Source organism: Dysgonomonas sp. GY75, assembly GCF_015234155.1.
GTDB lineage: Bacteria > Bacteroidota > Bacteroidia > Bacteroidales > Dysgonomonadaceae > Dysgonomonas > Dysgonomonas gadei.
Map to the genome: position 1 here is coordinate 140,296 of NZ_JADCLQ010000017.1, position 18,099 is coordinate 158,394.

Below are 18,099 nucleotides of genomic sequence, written 5' to 3' on the forward strand. Positions count from 1 at the left end.
AACAATAAAATTATTAATCAATCTCAGTTACTTTTTTATCAAAGTAACCCATCAAGTAACCCAAGAAAGCAAGAGTGACATTACAAACTCTGTAAGTATCTTATAATAAGAAGGTATTGCTATTATTTAGATTATAATAGAAAATCCTTCCAAGCTGAGGGTCGCGGGTTTGAGCCCCGTCTTCCGCTCTGATGAAGAGACACTTACAGAAATGTGAGTGTCTTTTTTCTTTGTAGCTAACTCATAGAGAAAGAGAGCCATCATTCTGATAACTCTCTTTATATTAATTGATTAAATTATCACTCTCCGGTTAGCGACTGTACCAATCGAACAAACTCCCTTCGATACCCATCCTCATCTTTTCCATAACCCGATCTGGCCCGTGAAATAACCTTATACAGGTCACCTGAACCATGTTGCTTATCATCACGAAGCATGATACCGAACATAGCCACCGCAGATCCGAATTTAAAGTCCTCGGAGACATTATCCAGGCCATCGTCTATCACAAGCACAGACATTAGCTTGCTCTCCTCACTTTCGGGATGTTTATATCTTAATTTAACTGTCAGCAACTCATCCGAACCTGTAGGAGACATTGTCTGATATTTGAGCGGATCTACAGACGTATCTTCTCCCTTACTCTTCTTATCTTTCTTCTCTTTAGCAGGTATTACCTCGTAGAAAGCTGTCACAGTATGTCCCATACCCATATCTCCAGCATCTTTCTGGTCATTATTAAAATCTTCTTTTTCCAGCAAACGGGTTTCATAACCTATCAGCCTATAGGAATCAACTTTCAGAGGGTTAAACTCTATCTGTAACTTGACATCTTTAGCCACAGTAAACATAGTCCCTCCAAACTCGGAAACCAATACTTTATTTGCTTCCTGCATATTATCTATATAAGCGTGATTACCATTCCCAGCCTGAGCAAGTGTCTGCATTTTATCATCCTTATAGTTGCCCATTCCATAACCGAGTATTGATAAGAATACACCCGATTTACGTTCATTCTCAATCAGCTTCTCCAATCCGTCGTTACTGGATACACCTACATTAAAATCCCCGTCTGTACAAAGGATTATACGGTTATTTCCTCCTTTAATAAGGTTCTCTTTCGCAATTTTGTATGCAAGCATTATTCCTTCACCGCCTGCTGTAGAACCACCTGCAATCAAATCGTTCAGAGAATCCAATATTTTGGACTTCTCACTGCCTGGAGTAGAAGGCAAAACCTGTCCCGCTGCGCCCGCATATACCACTATAGCAACACGGTCGATAGGGCGAAGATTATTTACCAGAAGCTTCATAGATGATTTTACCAGATCGAGCTTGCCATCCCAATCCATCGAACCCGAAACATCAATCAGGAATACAAAATTGGTCGCAGGTAGGTTATCCGTATCTATCTCTCGAGCTTTCAGACCTATCTTCACCAAACGGTGTTTACCATCCCATGGACATTTCCCTACCTCTATCCCGAATGCTACAGGGTCATCCCCCTCAGGCTTCGGATAATCATATTTAAAGTAATTTACCAGCTCTTCTACACGGATAGCATCTGCAGGAGGCACTTCACCCTTATTGATGAAACGGCGCATATTACTATACGAAGCCTTATCCACATCTATGGAGAAAGTAGAAAGAGGCTCAGCAGAAACCTTGACAAACTTATTATCAGTAAATGCCCTGTAACTTTCAGTATTATCGAAATAGGCAGGAGGTACTGGTTCGCTGTAGGAATATGAAGAATAACTATCTGAAGATGATACCCCGTAGCCTATTACTACCATCTCATCAAGCGATTTATTGTCTTCTTTTAGCACTACATCATGTTTTGATCCGGTTACCTTAATTGTTTGTGATATAAATCCCACATAATTAAACTGAAGCTGATCTCCTATATTAGCTTCGATGGTATATTCTCCATTAACATCTGTTACCGTGCCCTTTGTAGTACCTTTCACCATCACCGATACACCTATCAGCGCATCTCCATTATCTTCTCGCACTGTACCTGTTACAGTAATGGCATGTATAGTATAAGAGAACATGAAAAAACAGCAGGTTAAAAACAGGATAATGTATCGTTTTGTTTGTAGTCCCATAGCATAAATAATTAGATTAATGATTAAGTAGTTTAGAAGATAGATTGCGTTTTGATATAAATTCCATAAATATAATGAGGAAAGTTAAATATAAAGCATCCAATAAAAGAAAATAGCAATAAAACATGCTGGCCCGAATATTACTTTCCGTACACAACTGTCCGAAAACGGACAATCTGGATATCATCAAAACATTGAAAATAAACATATTGACTTATTGGCATATTCATTGATAAATAAAGTATGCAATACTAAATAATTTCAGAAATGGACAGGGAAATACCACTCAGTATACAGCGAAAAGAAAAACGGAAATTAATACTCCGGTATGGAATAATTGCATTGGCAATAATAATTGTTATTATTTTCTTAATGAATATACTGGAAAGCACACTCTCCTATAAAAGTATAACGATAGGTACAGTGGATAAAGGTACAATAGAAGTAACAGTAAACGCATCGGGTAAAGTGATTCCTCTGACCGAAGAAATTATCGTTTCCCCCATCAACAGCCGGATACTTGAAGTATATAAAAATGCAGGGGATTCGGTACTCGCCGGTGAACCCATCCTGAAACTGGAACTGGCTTCCGTAGAAACGGACTATAACCAAAAACTGGACGAGAAAGAGATGAAGGCCAGCAAGCTGATCCAATCGAAGATTACCCTCGAAAATAGAATATCGGAACTGCAAATGCAGATGCAGGTGAAAGACATGAACCTGAAACAGATGCAGACCGAACTCAAAAATGAGCAATACCTCGACAGTATCGGAGCAAGCACAACAGATAAAGTGCGTCAGGCAGCATTGAACTATGAAGTAGCCAAACTCGAGCTTCAACAGCTGAAACAACAAATAGAGAATCAGAAGAAAAACGCTTCTGCAGAAACAAAAGTACAGGAACTGGAAATAAGCATTTTTGAAAAATCGTTAGCCGAAAGTGCACGCCTGCTAAAAGATGCACGGATACTGTCGCCGCAAAAGGCAACCCTGACTTATGTAAACAACCAGATTGGTTCGCAGGTATCAGCAGGCACGCAAATAGCGATTATATCCGATTTAAGCCACTTTAAGGTAGAAGCCGATATAGCAGACAGCTACGCCGAAAAATTAAGCACAGGAGCAAAAGCAATCATCAAAATCGGACAATTGCAACTGGAAGGGACCGTCGTCAACATTACGCCATCTGTAAAAAATGGGGTTATCCAATTCATAGTTATGCTGAAAGACGCAGGGAATTCACGCCTGCGAAGTGGGCTTAAAACCGACGTATTTGTATCGCATGGCATTCAGGAAGATGCCTTACGCATACCAAATGCATCCTACTACATCGGTGCAGGAGAATATGAACTATGGGTAGTAAAAGACGGGCAGGCAGAGATTCGTAAAGTGAAACTGGGAGAGAGCAGCTTCGAATATGTAGAAGTGATCAATGGATTAAATCAGGGAGAACAGGTAATTGTCTCTGATATGAGCCAATATAAGGGGAAGAAATCAATAAAGATAAAATAAACAAGAAATCAATAACCTATAATTCATAAAATTATGTCAATCATCAACTTACAAGGTATAACAAAGATTTACCGCACAAAAGAGGTCGAGACAGTAGCGTTGGAAAATGTAAATCTGGAAGTACAGAAAGGAGATTTCCTCTCCGTAATGGGGCCTTCGGGATGTGGAAAGAGTACAATGCTGAACATCATGGGACTGCTCGATGTACCCAGCGAGGGTAAAGTGCTTATCGGTAATACCGAAACTCATAATATGAAAGATAAAGAGATGGCGGAGTTCCGGAATAAAACTCTGGGTTTTGTATTTCAAAGTTTCCATCTGATAAACTCGCTCAATGTGCTCGACAATGTGGAACTCCCCCTTCTTTATCGCAAATCGGGAGATAGCAGTCGGCGTGAGATGGCTAAAAAAGTATTGGAGAAAGTTGGTTTATCGCACCGTATGAAACACTTCCCGTCACAACTATCGGGCGGGCAATGTCAACGTGTAGCTATCGCCCGTGCTATCATCGGCGACCCGCAGATCATACTTGCCGATGAGCCTACCGGAAATCTGGACAGCAAAATGGGAGCTGAAATCATGGACCTGTTATTTGAACTGAACAACGAAGGCACAACCATAGTGATGGTAACGCATGATGAACATATCGCCAAAACCACAAAACGGATTATCCGCTTCTTTGATGGCAGAAGAGTTGAATAGACCTTTATCCGGCAACAGAAATACAGGTAATAACAAATTCGTATTAATATGATTATCCGACAATTGAAAACCACATATCATGTATAAGATCTACTTCAAACAAGCCATTGCAATGCTGAAACAGAACAAGTTTATCAGTATAATAACTATTGCGGGAACGGCATTGGCTATTATGATGATTATGGTTCTCATAGTCAGCGAATCTATCAAAAATATAAGTGTAGCACCCGAAGTCAACCGCGACAGAACGATGTACATCCGCGGCGAAATAAAAGAACAGAAAAACAACAAAGGAAGGCAAAGCAATGGTAATACCAGTTACCAGGTATACAAGGACTATCTGTCGGAAATGAAGTCTCCTGAATTAATCAGCATACAAGCTAATGCATGGAACAAAAGTCAGGTAACAACATCTGAAGACCTGATGGAACGAATGCCTTTTGAATTGAAATCGACAGATGCAAATTTCTGGAAAATCATGTCTTTTTCGTTTACCGAAGGTAGCCCATTCAGTGAAGAGGATTTTAAATCCGGTCTGAAAAAGGCCGTTGTAACAGAAAAAACAGCAAAAACACTTTACGGGAATCAAAATGCTTTAGGTAAAACCATTCACATCGATTTTAAACCGTATACTATAGTGGGAATAGTGAAAGATGTATCACAAATATTCAAATATGCCTCTACAGATATTTATATTCCATATACATCACGCTCTGCTTACGAACAGGGATCTTTTCAGATTTTATTTTTGGCAAAAAGCAAAAAAGACTTTGACTCTATTGTAGAAGAAGTACGTGCAGCCGAGCGGAAGTATAATGCGACAGACGAAGAATGGACACTTAAACTTTTAGGGCCGTATAGTCACGCGGTGCATAAGATGACCAACTCTCTCGGCGATCCGGACATTAAAGGAAATATAAGGAAAATTATATTTGTTTTGGCCATCTTATTGATCATACCGGCCATAAACCTGTCCAGCTTTAGCCTTTCGCGAATAAAAAGACGGACAGAAGAAATAGGAATAAGAAAAGCATTCGGAGCAAAAAAAGATGTCATACTGATGCAGGTACTATACGAAAACCTCATTACATCCCTTATAGGGGGTGTCGTAGGACTTATCTTCTCTTTTGCTGTGGTAATGTGGCTGAAGAAATGGCTCCTGGATGTAGGAGAAGATAGTTCTATCCCGCTGGAAACGTTAGTGTCGTTCCCGGTATTCCTCGCTGTATTTCTCGTATGCCTGCTCCTGAACCTTCTTTCGGCTGGTATTCCGGCTTACAGAGCCTCTAAGGTCAATATAGTGGATTCTCTTAACCGAAATAACTTATAACCATGATAAAGCACATTTTAAAACTGATTTGGACAGAACGTAAGGTAAATGCGTGGATATTACTGGAACTGATTCTCGTGTTTTGCATATTGTGGTTTTGTACCGATTATTTATACTTTATGACAAAGCGATATCTTGAACCCCGGGGATTCAATATAGAACATACATACCGGATAGGAATAGATCTGAAAGATGAAGGACGCGAAATACTGGCCTCATCGGATGAAGAAAAGAAAAATGAGATGAGGGACGATATATGGACTATTTATGATCGCATAAAAAGCTATCCGGCAATAGAGTATCTAAGTTATTCCAGTTCAGCCTATCCTTATTCCGGTTCCTGGTCGAATGGAGACATGATGATAGATTCGGTAAGCGCGTATTTCCAATTTAAAACCATAACTCCCGAATTTTTCAATGTATTCAAAATAGATATCCTTTCGGGCTCTCCCTTCAATTGGGATAATGTAATTGTAGGCAGGCCTATCATAATAAGCCCCGGACGGGACGGACTGATAGCCAATAAACTTCCACAAGAAGTAAAATGTACAAACCCCGGAGGAGAACATGAAGAGACTGTTATAGGAACAGCTGTTAAAACCAAAAGAAATGAATATGAGAATTATAGTGCCGTCCTCTACAGGCCTATGAAAAAGGACCACCATTATGTAGCCGAATACAGGGAAGTGTGTGTGAGGGTAAAACCGGAAGCCGATAAGAATTTCGAAGAGAAATTTACTAAAGATATGCGAAACCAACTGGAAGTAGGCCCTTATTACCTCTCATCAGTAATATCGATAGAAGAAGACAGGGAGCAATATATGAACTGGAATGGTTATGAAAACAATTTCAAAAGCATATATTCTATCACAGCTTTCCTTATTGTAAATATATTCCTCGGCATTATAGGGACATTCTGGTTCCGCATACAATCGCGCCGGAGTGAAATAGGATTGCGTATCGCATTGGGAGCATCAAAATCGAATGTAAAAAATATGTTTGTATTGGAGACTATCTTATTGCTGTTTCTGGCAAGTATCGTAGCAACCATAATCTGTATAAATGTATCGGTAACAGATGTAATCAGGGACATCAATGTACCTATACCTAACAGGGAAGGAGAAAGCGCAGGTATTTTACAATATTTTATAAACTATGGATTTACATTCCTTTTCCTTGCACTGATAGCAATTGTTGCCGTATGGTATCCTGCAAAGAAAGCATCGGATATACAACCAACAGAAGCACTGAGAGATGAGTAAAAAACAACATAAAAATAGAAGCCGTGTATAAAACCTACTTCAAACAAGCCATAGAGATACTCAAACTAAACAAGTTTGTGAGTATTATAACCATTATAGGTACAGCCCTCGCTATTATGATGATAATGGTGATCGTAGTAACCGATTCTATAAAAAATATAAGTATCGCTCCCGAAATTAACAGAGACAGGACGATGTACATAAAACATTTCACTAAATACGGTAAAGAAAAGAAAGACCGTATGTGGAGCGGTAATCTCCCATATGATGTCTATAAGAATTATCTGTCGGAGGTAAAAAGTCCGGAATATACTGCCGTCATAGATAATACATGGAGTGGAGACCAGTATATGGTGAAGGAGAACAATAATAACCAACGCTTTCTGGCTAAAACAAAACTGACAAATGCCGACTTCTGGAAAGTGCTTTCTTTCTCATTCATCGAAGGCAGACCATTCAATCAGGAAGAATTTAACTCGGGTATAAGAAATGCTGTAATTACAGAAAGCATGGCGACAAAAGTATTCGGTAACACAAATCCAATAGGGAAAAATATAGAAATAGATTTTAAAGAATATAAAGTCATAGGTATTATACAAGATGTATCACAGGCCTTCACCTACGCATATGGCGAAATTTATATTCCTTATACATCTAAAAGCGGATATGAAAGCAGGCAGGTTCTTATACTTTTTCTGATGAAAGACAAGGCAGATTTTGATTTGCTAAGGAAAGAGTTCAGGGCTGCCGAACGGAAATTCAATGCCGTGGATAATGAATGGGATCTGACTCTGAGAGGGCCATACGACCATAAACAAATGCAACTGGCCCGGTATTCGAATGAAGATCCGGAGGACGGCAAAGCAACACGAAAAATGGTTTTTATCATATTGATTCTTTTGCTTATACCTGCCGTCAACCTTTCCAGCTTCAGTATGTCGCGTATAAAAAGGCGCACCGAAGAGATCGGTATACGAAAAGCATTCGGTGCAAAAAAATACGTGATACTCATTCAGGTAATATATGAAAATCTGATTACTTCTTTCATTGGAGGTATCATCGGCCTGATCCTTTCCTATCTGGTAGTAATATGGCTCAAACAATGGTTGCTCGATATTGGTACAGACAGTAGTATACCAATAGGCGCTTTAGTATCAGCTCCGGTATTTCTGGGAGTATTTGCAGCATGTTTCCTTCTCAACCTGTTATCGGCCGGCCTACCTGCATATCGTGCCTCCACAATGAAAATAGTAGATTCTCTTAATCAAAAAAATGTATAAATATGATACTTCATACTCTCAAAATAATCTGGACAGAAAGAAAGGTGAATATATGGATATTGATCGAGCTTATTCTGGTCTTCTGTATTATGTGGTTTTGTGTCGATTACATCTATTTTCTCGCCAAGAAGTATATAGAACCGGAAGGGTTCGATATAGAACAAGTCTATGCTATAAATCTGGGAATAAAGGATGAAGGACAGTCAGTTATTAATTCCGATGACGAAGAAAAAAAGGCTGAATTATTTGAAAATATATGGACTATTTTCGATCGTATAAAAGCATATCCCGAAATAGAGAACGCCTGTATATCCTCTGCGGCGGTACCTCATTCTGGTTCATGGATGAGCCGGGAATTCTTTATAGATACGGTAATAGATTATCCTCAGAAAAAAAGTGTTACTCCTGAATTTTTCGATGTATTCGGAATCAATATGGAAAAAGGAAAGAGTTTTTCCGGAGATAATATGAACGAAGCTGTTGTTTCCGGAGATGTGGATAACATACTCCTGAAAAAAAGTGTATTCCAGATAGACACAATAAATTACGGAGATCACAACAGTCAGGATTATCTACGTTTGAAGGTAACAGGGGTCGCCAATAAATCGAAGAGAAGCCAGTTCGACGCATACAACACGATGGTATATATACCTCTGAGAAGGGATGAAGGCGACCTGCTTTATACACCTTCCATAGAAATCAGTGTCCGTGTAAAACCCGGAACAACTAAGGGTTTTGAAGAAAGATTTTCTAAAAATATGCAGGAACAGATTGCTGTAGGCCCCTACTTCCTGTCATCGGTACAATCTTTCAGAGATATACGCAGTAATTATATAAAATGGAATGGTTGGGATAATAACCTGAAAAGCATCTATTCTATCAGTGCATTTCTGCTTATCAATATATTCCTCGCTGTTGTAGGTACATTCTGGTTCCGTATACAATCCCGCAGGAGCGAGATAGGATTACGGATCGCACTGGGTGCATCTCACAGTAGGGTAAAAAGATTGTTTATGACCGAAACGTTGATTCTGTTGTTTCTGGCAAGTATAATAGCCACAGTTATTTGCATAAATGTGACATTAGTAGATGTATTAAAAGACATAGGAGTACCATCTATCAACAGGGAATGGAATCCTATACACATATCGCAATATTTCATCAATTACGGGCTCACGTTTATTATACTGGCCGTAATAGCTATCGCTGCCGTATGGTATCCGGCAAAGAGAGCATCGAAGATACAACCGGCAATAGCACTAAGGGATGAATAAAAAATAAAGGATTATGAAAAAAACTCTTTCTACCATAGCAATTTCTCTTTGGTTCTCTGCCGGGCTGACTGCACAAGACACTATTGCTATCAGCCTGACGGATGCCATTAACCGCAGTGTATCCAATTCGGTAGATGCAGTTGTGGCACGCAACCAGTACAAGTCCAGTTACTGGGGCTACCGTACCTATAAAGCCGAGTTGTTACCCGAAGTAACTCTCAACTCTACCCTACCCTATTATTCAAAGTCGTACAACCAATTCCAGAATACGGACGGAACATACACCTATGTAAGCAATGATTACAGCCGGATAGACGGGGGCCTGTCCATATCGCAGAACATTCCTCTCACAGGAGGTATCCTGTCTGTAGAAAGCAGCTTCGAACGTTTACAGCAATATGGGGAAGGAGGCTCTACACGTTATATGGGCATACCGGCATCCGTTACATTAGAACAGCCTATTTTCGGATTCAACCGTGTAAAATGGCTTCAACGTATAGAACCTGTAAAATATAAGGAAGCGCAGCAAAAACTTATAGGAGATATGGAAGAAGTTTCCAATACGGCCATACAGTACTATTTCAATCTGTTGCTGGGACAGATAAATATGGAAATAGCACAGCAAAACCTTAAAAACTCAGAGAAACTATATACGATTGCCGAAGCCAAGCGAAAAATAGGACAGATCTCGGAAAACGATTTATTACAGCTGAAAGTATCGTTGCTTAAAGCCGAATCGTATCTTACCGATGCTCAGGCTTCACTCAATGCGCGTATGTTTCAGCTGCGCTCTTTCCTGAATTATGGGGAAAATATTATATTGGAACCTGTAATACCCCAATCACTGGCAGATAAATTACCTGTCCTTTCGTATGCGCAGGTAATAGCTTTGGCCCGGGAAAACAATTCATTTACCCAGAATGTACAGAAAAGGATGCTCGAAGCTAACCGTGACGTAAGTCAGGCAAAGGCCGACCGGTGGAATGCAAAACTGTTTGTATCCTTCGGCATGTCGGGGCAGGAAGATACATTCTCCCGTGCATTCAACAGTAACAACTGGCGCAATAACCAGATAGTAAATGTAGGTATAAAAATACCTATCCTCGACTGGGGAAAAGGAAAAGGGAAAGTAAAAATCGCCGAAGCAGAACGTGATGTAGAAAACTCACGAATAGAAAAAGAGCAAATGGACTTTAATCAGAACGTTTTCCTGCGGGTACAGAATTTCAACAGCCAGTCGAAGCAACTCGAACTTGCCAAAGAAACTGACAAGATAGCCCAACAGCGCTACAATACATCTATCGAAGCATTCGTATTGGGAAAAATAGATGTATTGAACCTGAATGATTCACAATCATCGAAAGATGAAGCACGCAGGAATTATATAGAGCAGATGTATCAGCTATGGTCTTATTATTATCAGATAAGAAGTCTGACGCTATATGACTTCATCAGCGACAGGGAGATTTTTGTTGACTATGGAAGTGCAACAAATTAAATAAGGTTTATCTATACAGTAAGCTGTTATTTTAGCTCTTTGAAAGAATGAATTAGTTAGCAAATGAATGAAAATGTGTAACCTTTGTTACCTTTTATGAGAAATACAGAGTTAATGACCAAGGAAACCAAAAAGTAACAACCATTGAAAATGTGTAAAAGGTGTTACTTTTGTTACCTTTTTCGATTCAATATACTGGAAATAACTATTTTTACTGATTCAAAAAAGATAATCTATGATATTAATCTGCGACGATGATGCTGCCATACGCTCCTCACTGACTCTGGTTCTTAACCGGGCAGGATATAAGACAGCAAATGTCGCTTCCCCACAAGAAGCCATTGACTTTGTGCGCACTACCCTACCCGACCTCATCCTGATGGATATGAATTATACAAAAGGTACCGGTGGTGAAGAAGGCCTTACATTGCTTCGTCAGGTGAAAATATTCGCACCCGGTATACCCGTGATACTGATTACAGCATGGGGTTCTATCAGTTTGGCTGTAAAGGGAATACAAACAGGCGCATTCGATTTTGTAACCAAACCCTGGAATAATCTGGCTTTGCTGAATACCATACAAACTGCCATACAGCTGAAAGAAGAAACAGAAAAAGAAACGGAAACTGGCAGTAGTTCAACAATAAAGACTTTCCGGAGTGACAAAATCATAGGAAAATCGCCCCTTTTACAAAACGTGTTCAATACCATTTCACGTATAGCAAAAACCAATGCATCTGTACTGATAACAGGCGAGAGTGGGACAGGAAAAGAACTTATAGCCGAGGCAATACATGAAAATAGTAACCGCAGCAAGAATCCATTTGTAAAGGTCAATCTGGGAGGTATTTCCCAATCATTGTTCGAAAGCGAGATGTTCGGCCATAAGAAAGGAGCCTTTACAGATGCGCATTATGATAGGGTAGGGCGCTTCGAACTGGCGAATAAGGGCAGTATATTTCTGGACGAGATAGGAGAACTAGATGCCACCTGTCAGGTAAAACTGCTGCGGGTATTACAGGATAAAACATTTGAATCGCTGGGCGATAGCAAACAAAAGCAGGTAGATATACGTGTGATAAGTGCTACGAACAGAAATCTGGCCGAAATGGTATCGAAAGGTACTTTCCGCGAAGACCTGTTTTATCGTATAAACTTAATCACTATTCGTGTGCCTTCGTTGCGTGAACGTATAGAAGACATTCCTTTACTGGTCAATCATTTTGCAAAGAAACAAGCAGAACTGAACGGACTGAATAGTATAGAAATTTCATCCGATGCAATGAATTACCTGCAAAGGCTTCCATATCCGGGAAACATCCGTGAACTAAAAAACCTGGTCGACCGTGTTATCCTCGTATCTGGTAAGGATCTTATTACTGATAAGGATTTTAAAGAACAATATACTGAGATACCCGGTCCTTCTACGGGATTAACCGATTCCGTTTATCCTCTTGAAGAACTGGAAAAAAACATGATATTGAAAGCGATAGAACTATATGGGAGCAATCATTCTAAAGTGGCAATGGCTCTGGGACTGACACGTCAGGCTCTATACAGGCGTATGGAAAAATATGGTATAAGCACCAACGAACAATAATCGTATGAAATCGAAAATTCTCTTTTGGCTATTGGTTATATTAGTATTTGGGGCACTGCTTTCCATAGGGTTCCTTTTTTATAAAACGGATATATATAAATTTATGATAATAGAGGGTGTGGCTATTCTGGCTATTATCCTGTTCATCATTTTATATTACCGGCTCATAAAACCCTACCAGATAATAGCTGATGGGATGGAACTGCTGAAAGAACAGGATTTTTCGACACGCTTACGCCTTATCTCCGATAGTGAAGCCAATAAGCTGATCTCTATTTTCAACAAAATGATGGACCAGCTAAAAGACGAACGGTTACAAGTAAGGGAAAAAAACCACTTTCTGGATCTGCTTATACAGGCATCGCCACAGGGAGTAATTATCCTTGATTTTGATGACCATATATCCGAGATCAATCCTTCAGGCCTGCGTTTACTCGACATCAATAATATAAACGAAGTAAAAGGGAAGAAACTCTCGGATTCGGGTATCAGCATAGGCAGTCAGTTGGAAATGCTTAAAGCAAGCGAAGATGTAGTTATCAGGAGTTCGGGTATCACCATGTACCGCTGCATGCGCTCTTCATTTATCGACAGGGGATTTTCCCATCCGTTTATACTGATAGAAGAACTTACGCATGAACTGCTGGAAATAGAAAAGAAATCGTACGAAAACATTATCCGCATGATGGCGCATGAAGTAAATAATTCGGTGGGCGCTGTCAGTTCTACTTTGAATGTAATATCGGATATCTTACGGCAAAATTATAATAACGAACTGGCAGATGTTCTTCCTGCGGTAGATGCATCTTTCGACAGGTGCAGGCATCTGGGTTATTTTATCAGCAACTTTGCCGAAGTGGTTAAAATACCTGAGCCTTCCCTGGCAGAAACAGACCTCAATGAACTCGCACGTTCGGTAGATGCACTTACACGGCTCGAATGTAAACACCGTAATATAGGTCTTAAATTGGATTTAACGGAAGATAATAACGTTATCCGATTGGATGGTATCCAATTTGAGCAAGTACTCGTAAATGTGATTAAAAACGCTTATGAAGCTATCGGGGAGAACGGGGAGATACGAATAGTTACACGATCGAACCCTTTATCCATCCAAATTGCAAATAATGGTCCCGGAATACCCGATGATGTAAAGCAAAAGCTTTTTACACCATTTTTTACTACAAAGTCGTCGGGACAGGGGATAGGTCTGATGTTCGTGCGTGAGGTACTGATAAATCACAACTGTAAATTTGATCTGAAGTCTGAGAATGGATGGACAAGATTCGATATTTATTTCCCTGAGAATAAGAAATTCTAGCTATTTTGTATTTTGTCAGAAAAATTTTATCAATATAATGAGCTGTCAGTTTATAGTTGTCAGCTTATCGTTCTTTGAAATAATAAAAATCTAAATATTTACTTTAAACCGCCGGAAAGAAACGAAAAAAGAGTACACACAGGTACTCTTTCATCATATATCTAACTATTATTTTTATCCTAAAAGTGTTTTCAACTTATCTGTATCCGAAAAATCAGATACAACCGCATAAGTGTAATCTTTCAGATAATCGGCCGATAATGTAGTGGAAATCCCTATCACACGCATAAATGCATACGTAGCAGCCTTAATTCCGGTAAATGAATCTTCAAATACGGCACATTCGGAAGACAAAACACCCAAATTGTTCTTAGCCAAAACATATCCCATAGGATCGGGTTTACCTTTCTTTATACTATCGGATGTAATAACCGTATCAAACGCATCTTCCAACGATAGTTGAGCAAGTGCAACTTTTACTTTGCTGGCAGGAGAACTGGTTACCAAACCTACTTTATAGCCTTCTTTTTTGATATATCTGATAAAATCGAGTACACCCGGAATCACTATCTTTCTGTAATCGATAGATTGTTCCATATCATAGCATGCCTGTCTTATAGCCTGTTTTTCTTCAGGACTGGAGATAGCAAAATAAAGCTCTATGATCGAGTTTAGGGTCATTCCTTTTATTATATCAGGAAAGTTACTTATTTTCAGTTCATTATCTTGTGCTATTTTACTCCAAAAATTGTCATAATCATGTTCTGTGTCTACAACAACTCCATCTAAACCGAACAATACCGTAGTGATTTTATTTTTTTGAGCCATATTTCAGATATTAAAAACATTAAGGTCTCAGACCTTTTTATTATTTTTTATATATGCAGCATTCATTTATAAGTAAACAAATGATGTACAAAGTAAACTAATTTTTTCTCTTTATTATTCTTCCGGCTTAACTAAATGTAAGATAGGATAACCTTTTCCTTCACCATCATATTCGTCGCGGCTTACTTCTTTAAAACCAAAATGATAATAGAAATCCAACGCCTGCTTATTCTGTTCATTGACATCCACATTTCTGGCATTCAGCTTATTTACGGCATAGTCGAGTAGTATCTTACCTACACCTGATCCCCGGCTTTCATTATCTACAAATAACATTTCGATGCTATTGTCCGCCACTCCAAGAAATGCTTTAACGACGCCTTTGTCATCTTTATATTTGTATAACGACACATGCTCAAAATAAATGGGTATATGTTTTTTATAAAATTCAAAATCTTCGTCTGACAGAAAATCATGAGTAGCTTTTACAGCGCTTTCCCATACAGCTATCAGTACCGGGTAATCTTTTTTGTCTGCTGGACTAATCATATCAGTGTTATTTTAAGGTTTATTTAATCTATATTAATAACGTCTCCGTTTTCAAATTTATTCAATGCTATAATCTGCGAAAACTCCGATAATAAGACGTTATCATTAGCTTTTAATATCAGCCTGAGAGGTTTCTTCCCTAAATAGGAAGCCCACTGCGAATATGAACTCGGCGGCCCTGTTATATACGAACACTTCGACAAAGCATACAAATCTTTAGGCCCTGACGAATCTGGTATTATAAAACAATCCAATTCTTTGAAATACTCAATATCCAGATTTTCATTCGAACACAGCAGGAACTTTATATTTTGTCCCTTATCATCAAATTGCTTTTCTATGTCCTTCATCACATGAAGATATTCCTGATCAGTATAATAATAAATACCATTATTCCATTCAGCGTAATCGCCCCTGCGAATATGCACACCAATGATAATAGTATTATCGAACTTTGAGAATACAGTGTCTACTGCACTTGTCACTTCACTCCTGAATGTGAATATCTTCCTTATTTCACCAGAATGTTTTATTACCAATTCTTCATTGCCCAAGCGGTTCGACCAGCCTTCTATCAGATTGAGCTTAAACAACTTCGAAAAAATATTAGGCTTTCCGTTTTGTATATATCCTCTCGCTTTCATAGATAAGAGGAATCTTTGGACAAGTTTCCGGGAAGCAAACCGGATATATTTATTACTATTCAGATTCTCAAAGTCTACCGAATACTTATCAAGATTTATCGCAAGGACTTTCTCTTTATATTCGAGCCCGTAAGCAATAGACGGTAACAATGACCATATTCTGTTGCATAACTGACCTGGAGAATCATAGTTTATTATCATAACCTTAAGGTTATCTTTTACACATTAAATCGGAAATGCATTATATCTCCGTCCTGAACGATGTATTCTTTACCTTCCACGTTCATCTTCCCGGCTTCTTTTACTGCAGCTTCGGAACCCAGAGTAATAAAATCATTATACTTAATTACCTCTGCACGGATAAAGCCTTTTTCAAAATCGGTATGTATCACGCCTGCACATTGAGGAGCTTTCCATCCGGCTGTAAATGTCCATGCACGTACTTCCTGAACTCCGGCTGTGAAATATGTCTGCAGGCCTAGTAATTTATAAGCTGACTTAATCAGACGTGCCACTCCGGATTCTTGCAATCCTATTTCGGAAAGGAACATTTCACGCTCTTCGTACGATTCGAATTCAGCTATTTCCGATTCTATCTTTGCGGCTACAACCAGTATTTCAGCATCTTCTTCTTTCACCGATTCACGTACTTGTTCCACATATTTATTACCCGATACAGCACTGGCTTCATCTACATTACATACATAAAGTACAGGTTTGTAGGTCAGCAGATAAACTTCTCTGGCTATTTTCTCATCTTCTTTGTTATCGAATTTGACTGTGCGGGCAGACTTGCCTTGTTCCAATGCTTCTTTAAACTGTAACAAAATATCGTAAGCACGTTTGGCATCCTTATCGCCTCCTGTTTTAGCCTGCTTTTCTACTTTTTGTATACGGGATTGGATAGTTTCCAAATCCTTCAATTGCAGTTCTATATCTATAATCTCTTTATCGCGTACAGGATTTACACTACCATCGACATGTGTGATATTATCATCGTCGAAGCAACGAAGAACATGCAATATGGCATCTGTTTCACGGATATTGGCAAGGAACTTATTCCCTAATCCTTCTCCTTTGCTTGCACCTTTTACAAGGCCTGCTATATCTACTATTTCGACAGTAGTAGGCACTATACGATTAGGTTTTACCAGTTCCGAAAGTTTATTCAACCTTTCATCAGGTACAGTAATAACCCCTACATTCGGTTCGATAGTACAGAACGGAAAATTTGCCGATTGTGCCTTCGCATTCGACAAGCAATTGAAAAGAGTAGATTTTCCTACATTCGGAAGGCCTACTATACCACATTGTAATGCCATTATTCAGTTTTAAATTATTTTGGGTACAAAGTTACTATTTTTTTATTTATCGCTTTTAATATTGGCAATCTTAAACTTTTCTTATTACATAAAAAAGCCTCTTAATATTATTATTAAAAGGCTCACTTATAATCTATATTTCTACTATTTCAGTACTTCATCTATCACAGCCTTTGCTGCCTTTTCCATTACAGCATAACCTTCTTTTGTAAGGTGTACGCCATCGGTAGTGTATGCGGCGATCATAGCTCTGTTTTCATCTTTCAGAAGGGTATAGTAATCTATATAAGCAAATCCATTAGATGAGGCATATTCCTTAATACCGGCATTCAATGCAGCAATTTTAAGAGGTACTTCCTTAATCTCTTTTCTCCATGGATATTCTCCTGCCGGAGTTACTGATGACAGGATAACCTTTATACCATTGGCATTCGCCAGTTCTGCCATTGATTTTATATTACCGAGTGTAAAATCAGCATCGTAAGGTCCCGTATTTTCAGCCACATCATTTGTACCTATATTAATTACAACAGCCGCAGGCTTCAGGTTAATAACATCCTGACGGAAACGGGATAAAAGCTGCGGACTGGTCTGACCACCTATCCCCCTACCCACATAATTATTGGATTTGAAGAAATCGGGACGCTGAGACGCCCACCCGTCGGTAATAGAATTACCTATGAATACAACTCTGTTTTCACCTTTAGCAGGTGCAGGTAATTCGCTGTTAGCTTTAGCATACCTTTTCAAATTTATCAATTCATTAAAATTCTGGGCGTTGGAAAACAAACTGAACAGAGAAAAAAACGAAGCCATTAAAATAAGTTTCTTCATGATTAATTAAAGTTTTTATAATATATAAGAGA

The 18,099-nt window shown here is 38.9% G+C and carries 15 protein-coding genes; 9 read left to right on the plus strand and 6 right to left on the minus strand.

The window, feature by feature from the left end; all coding sequences use genetic code 11:
• Positions 1–299 precede the first annotated feature (299 nt).
• Entirely contained in the window at positions 300–2,111 is a 1,812-nt protein-coding gene (locus IR083_RS09740) for a VWA domain-containing protein (protein ID WP_194224149.1), read from the minus strand.
• Between the two features lie 267 nt (positions 2,112–2,378).
• On the opposite strand from IR083_RS09740, the gene IR083_RS09745 reads away from it, so the two are divergent.
• From IR083_RS09745 to IR083_RS09785, 9 genes are all read left to right on the plus strand, one after another.
• The gene (locus IR083_RS09745) at positions 2,379–3,623 is read left to right on the plus strand and encodes an efflux RND transporter periplasmic adaptor subunit (protein ID WP_194224150.1); all 1,245 of its coding nucleotides are present in this window, start codon (positions 2,379–2,381) and stop codon (positions 3,621–3,623) included.
• Between the two features lie 33 nt (positions 3,624–3,656).
• Positions 3,657–4,325, plus strand: coding sequence for an ABC transporter ATP-binding protein (locus tag IR083_RS09750; RefSeq protein WP_006800703.1), 669 nt, complete (start codon positions 3,657–3,659; stop codon positions 4,323–4,325).
• Between the two features lie 79 nt (positions 4,326–4,404).
• Positions 4,405–5,655, plus strand: a complete 1,251-nt coding sequence (locus IR083_RS09755; protein WP_194224151.1) for an ABC transporter permease — start codon at positions 4,405–4,407, stop codon at positions 5,653–5,655.
• A 2-nt stretch (positions 5,656–5,657) separates the two neighbouring features.
• Complete coding sequence (locus IR083_RS09760; protein WP_194224152.1) at positions 5,658–6,917, plus strand: ABC transporter permease; 1,260 nt, start codon at positions 5,658–5,660, stop codon at positions 6,915–6,917.
• Between the two features lie 23 nt (positions 6,918–6,940).
• Positions 6,941–8,197, plus strand: coding sequence for an ABC transporter permease (locus IR083_RS24895; RefSeq protein ID WP_006800700.1), 1,257 nt, complete (start codon positions 6,941–6,943; stop codon positions 8,195–8,197).
• Positions 8,198–8,199: 2 nt separating this feature from the next.
• Entirely contained in the window at positions 8,200–9,471 is a 1,272-nt protein-coding gene (locus IR083_RS09770) for an ABC transporter permease (protein ID WP_194224153.1), read from the plus strand.
• 13 nt (positions 9,472–9,484) lie between these two features.
• The gene (locus IR083_RS09775) at positions 9,485–10,969 is read left to right on the plus strand and encodes a TolC family protein (protein WP_006800698.1); all 1,485 of its coding nucleotides are present in this window, start codon (positions 9,485–9,487) and stop codon (positions 10,967–10,969) included.
• 235 nt (positions 10,970–11,204) lie between these two features.
• Complete coding sequence (locus IR083_RS09780; protein WP_194224154.1) at positions 11,205–12,569, plus strand: sigma-54-dependent transcriptional regulator; 1,365 nt, start codon at positions 11,205–11,207, stop codon at positions 12,567–12,569.
• 4 nt (positions 12,570–12,573) lie between these two features.
• Positions 12,574–13,890: a sensor histidine kinase gene (locus IR083_RS09785; protein WP_194224155.1), complete on the plus strand. Its 1,317-nt coding sequence runs from the start codon at positions 12,574–12,576 to the stop codon at positions 13,888–13,890.
• Positions 13,891–14,064: 174 nt separating this feature from the next.
• On the opposite strand, the gene IR083_RS09790 is transcribed toward IR083_RS09785, so the two are convergent.
• The 5 genes from IR083_RS09790 to IR083_RS09810 form a co-directional block, all read right to left on the minus strand.
• Positions 14,065–14,718, minus strand: coding sequence for an HAD family hydrolase (locus IR083_RS09790; protein WP_194224156.1), 654 nt, complete (start codon positions 14,716–14,718; stop codon positions 14,065–14,067).
• 114 nt (positions 14,719–14,832) lie between these two features.
• Positions 14,833–15,267: a GNAT family N-acetyltransferase gene (locus IR083_RS09795; RefSeq protein WP_194224157.1), complete on the minus strand. Its 435-nt coding sequence runs from the start codon at positions 15,265–15,267 to the stop codon at positions 14,833–14,835.
• A 23-nt stretch (positions 15,268–15,290) separates the two neighbouring features.
• Positions 15,291–16,112, minus strand: coding sequence for an alpha-1,2-fucosyltransferase (locus IR083_RS09800; protein WP_194224158.1), 822 nt, complete (start codon positions 16,110–16,112; stop codon positions 15,291–15,293).
• A 17-nt stretch (positions 16,113–16,129) separates the two neighbouring features.
• Positions 16,130–17,233 (minus strand): redox-regulated ATPase YchF, encoded by a 1,104-nt coding sequence (gene ychF / locus IR083_RS09805; protein ID WP_006800692.1) that lies wholly within the window; start codon positions 17,231–17,233, stop codon positions 16,130–16,132.
• Between the two features lie 144 nt (positions 17,234–17,377).
• On the minus strand, positions 17,378–18,067 hold the full coding sequence (locus IR083_RS09810; RefSeq protein ID WP_006800691.1) for an SGNH/GDSL hydrolase family protein: 690 nt from the start codon (positions 18,065–18,067) through the stop codon (positions 17,378–17,380).
• Positions 18,068–18,099: the final 32 nt, after the last annotated feature.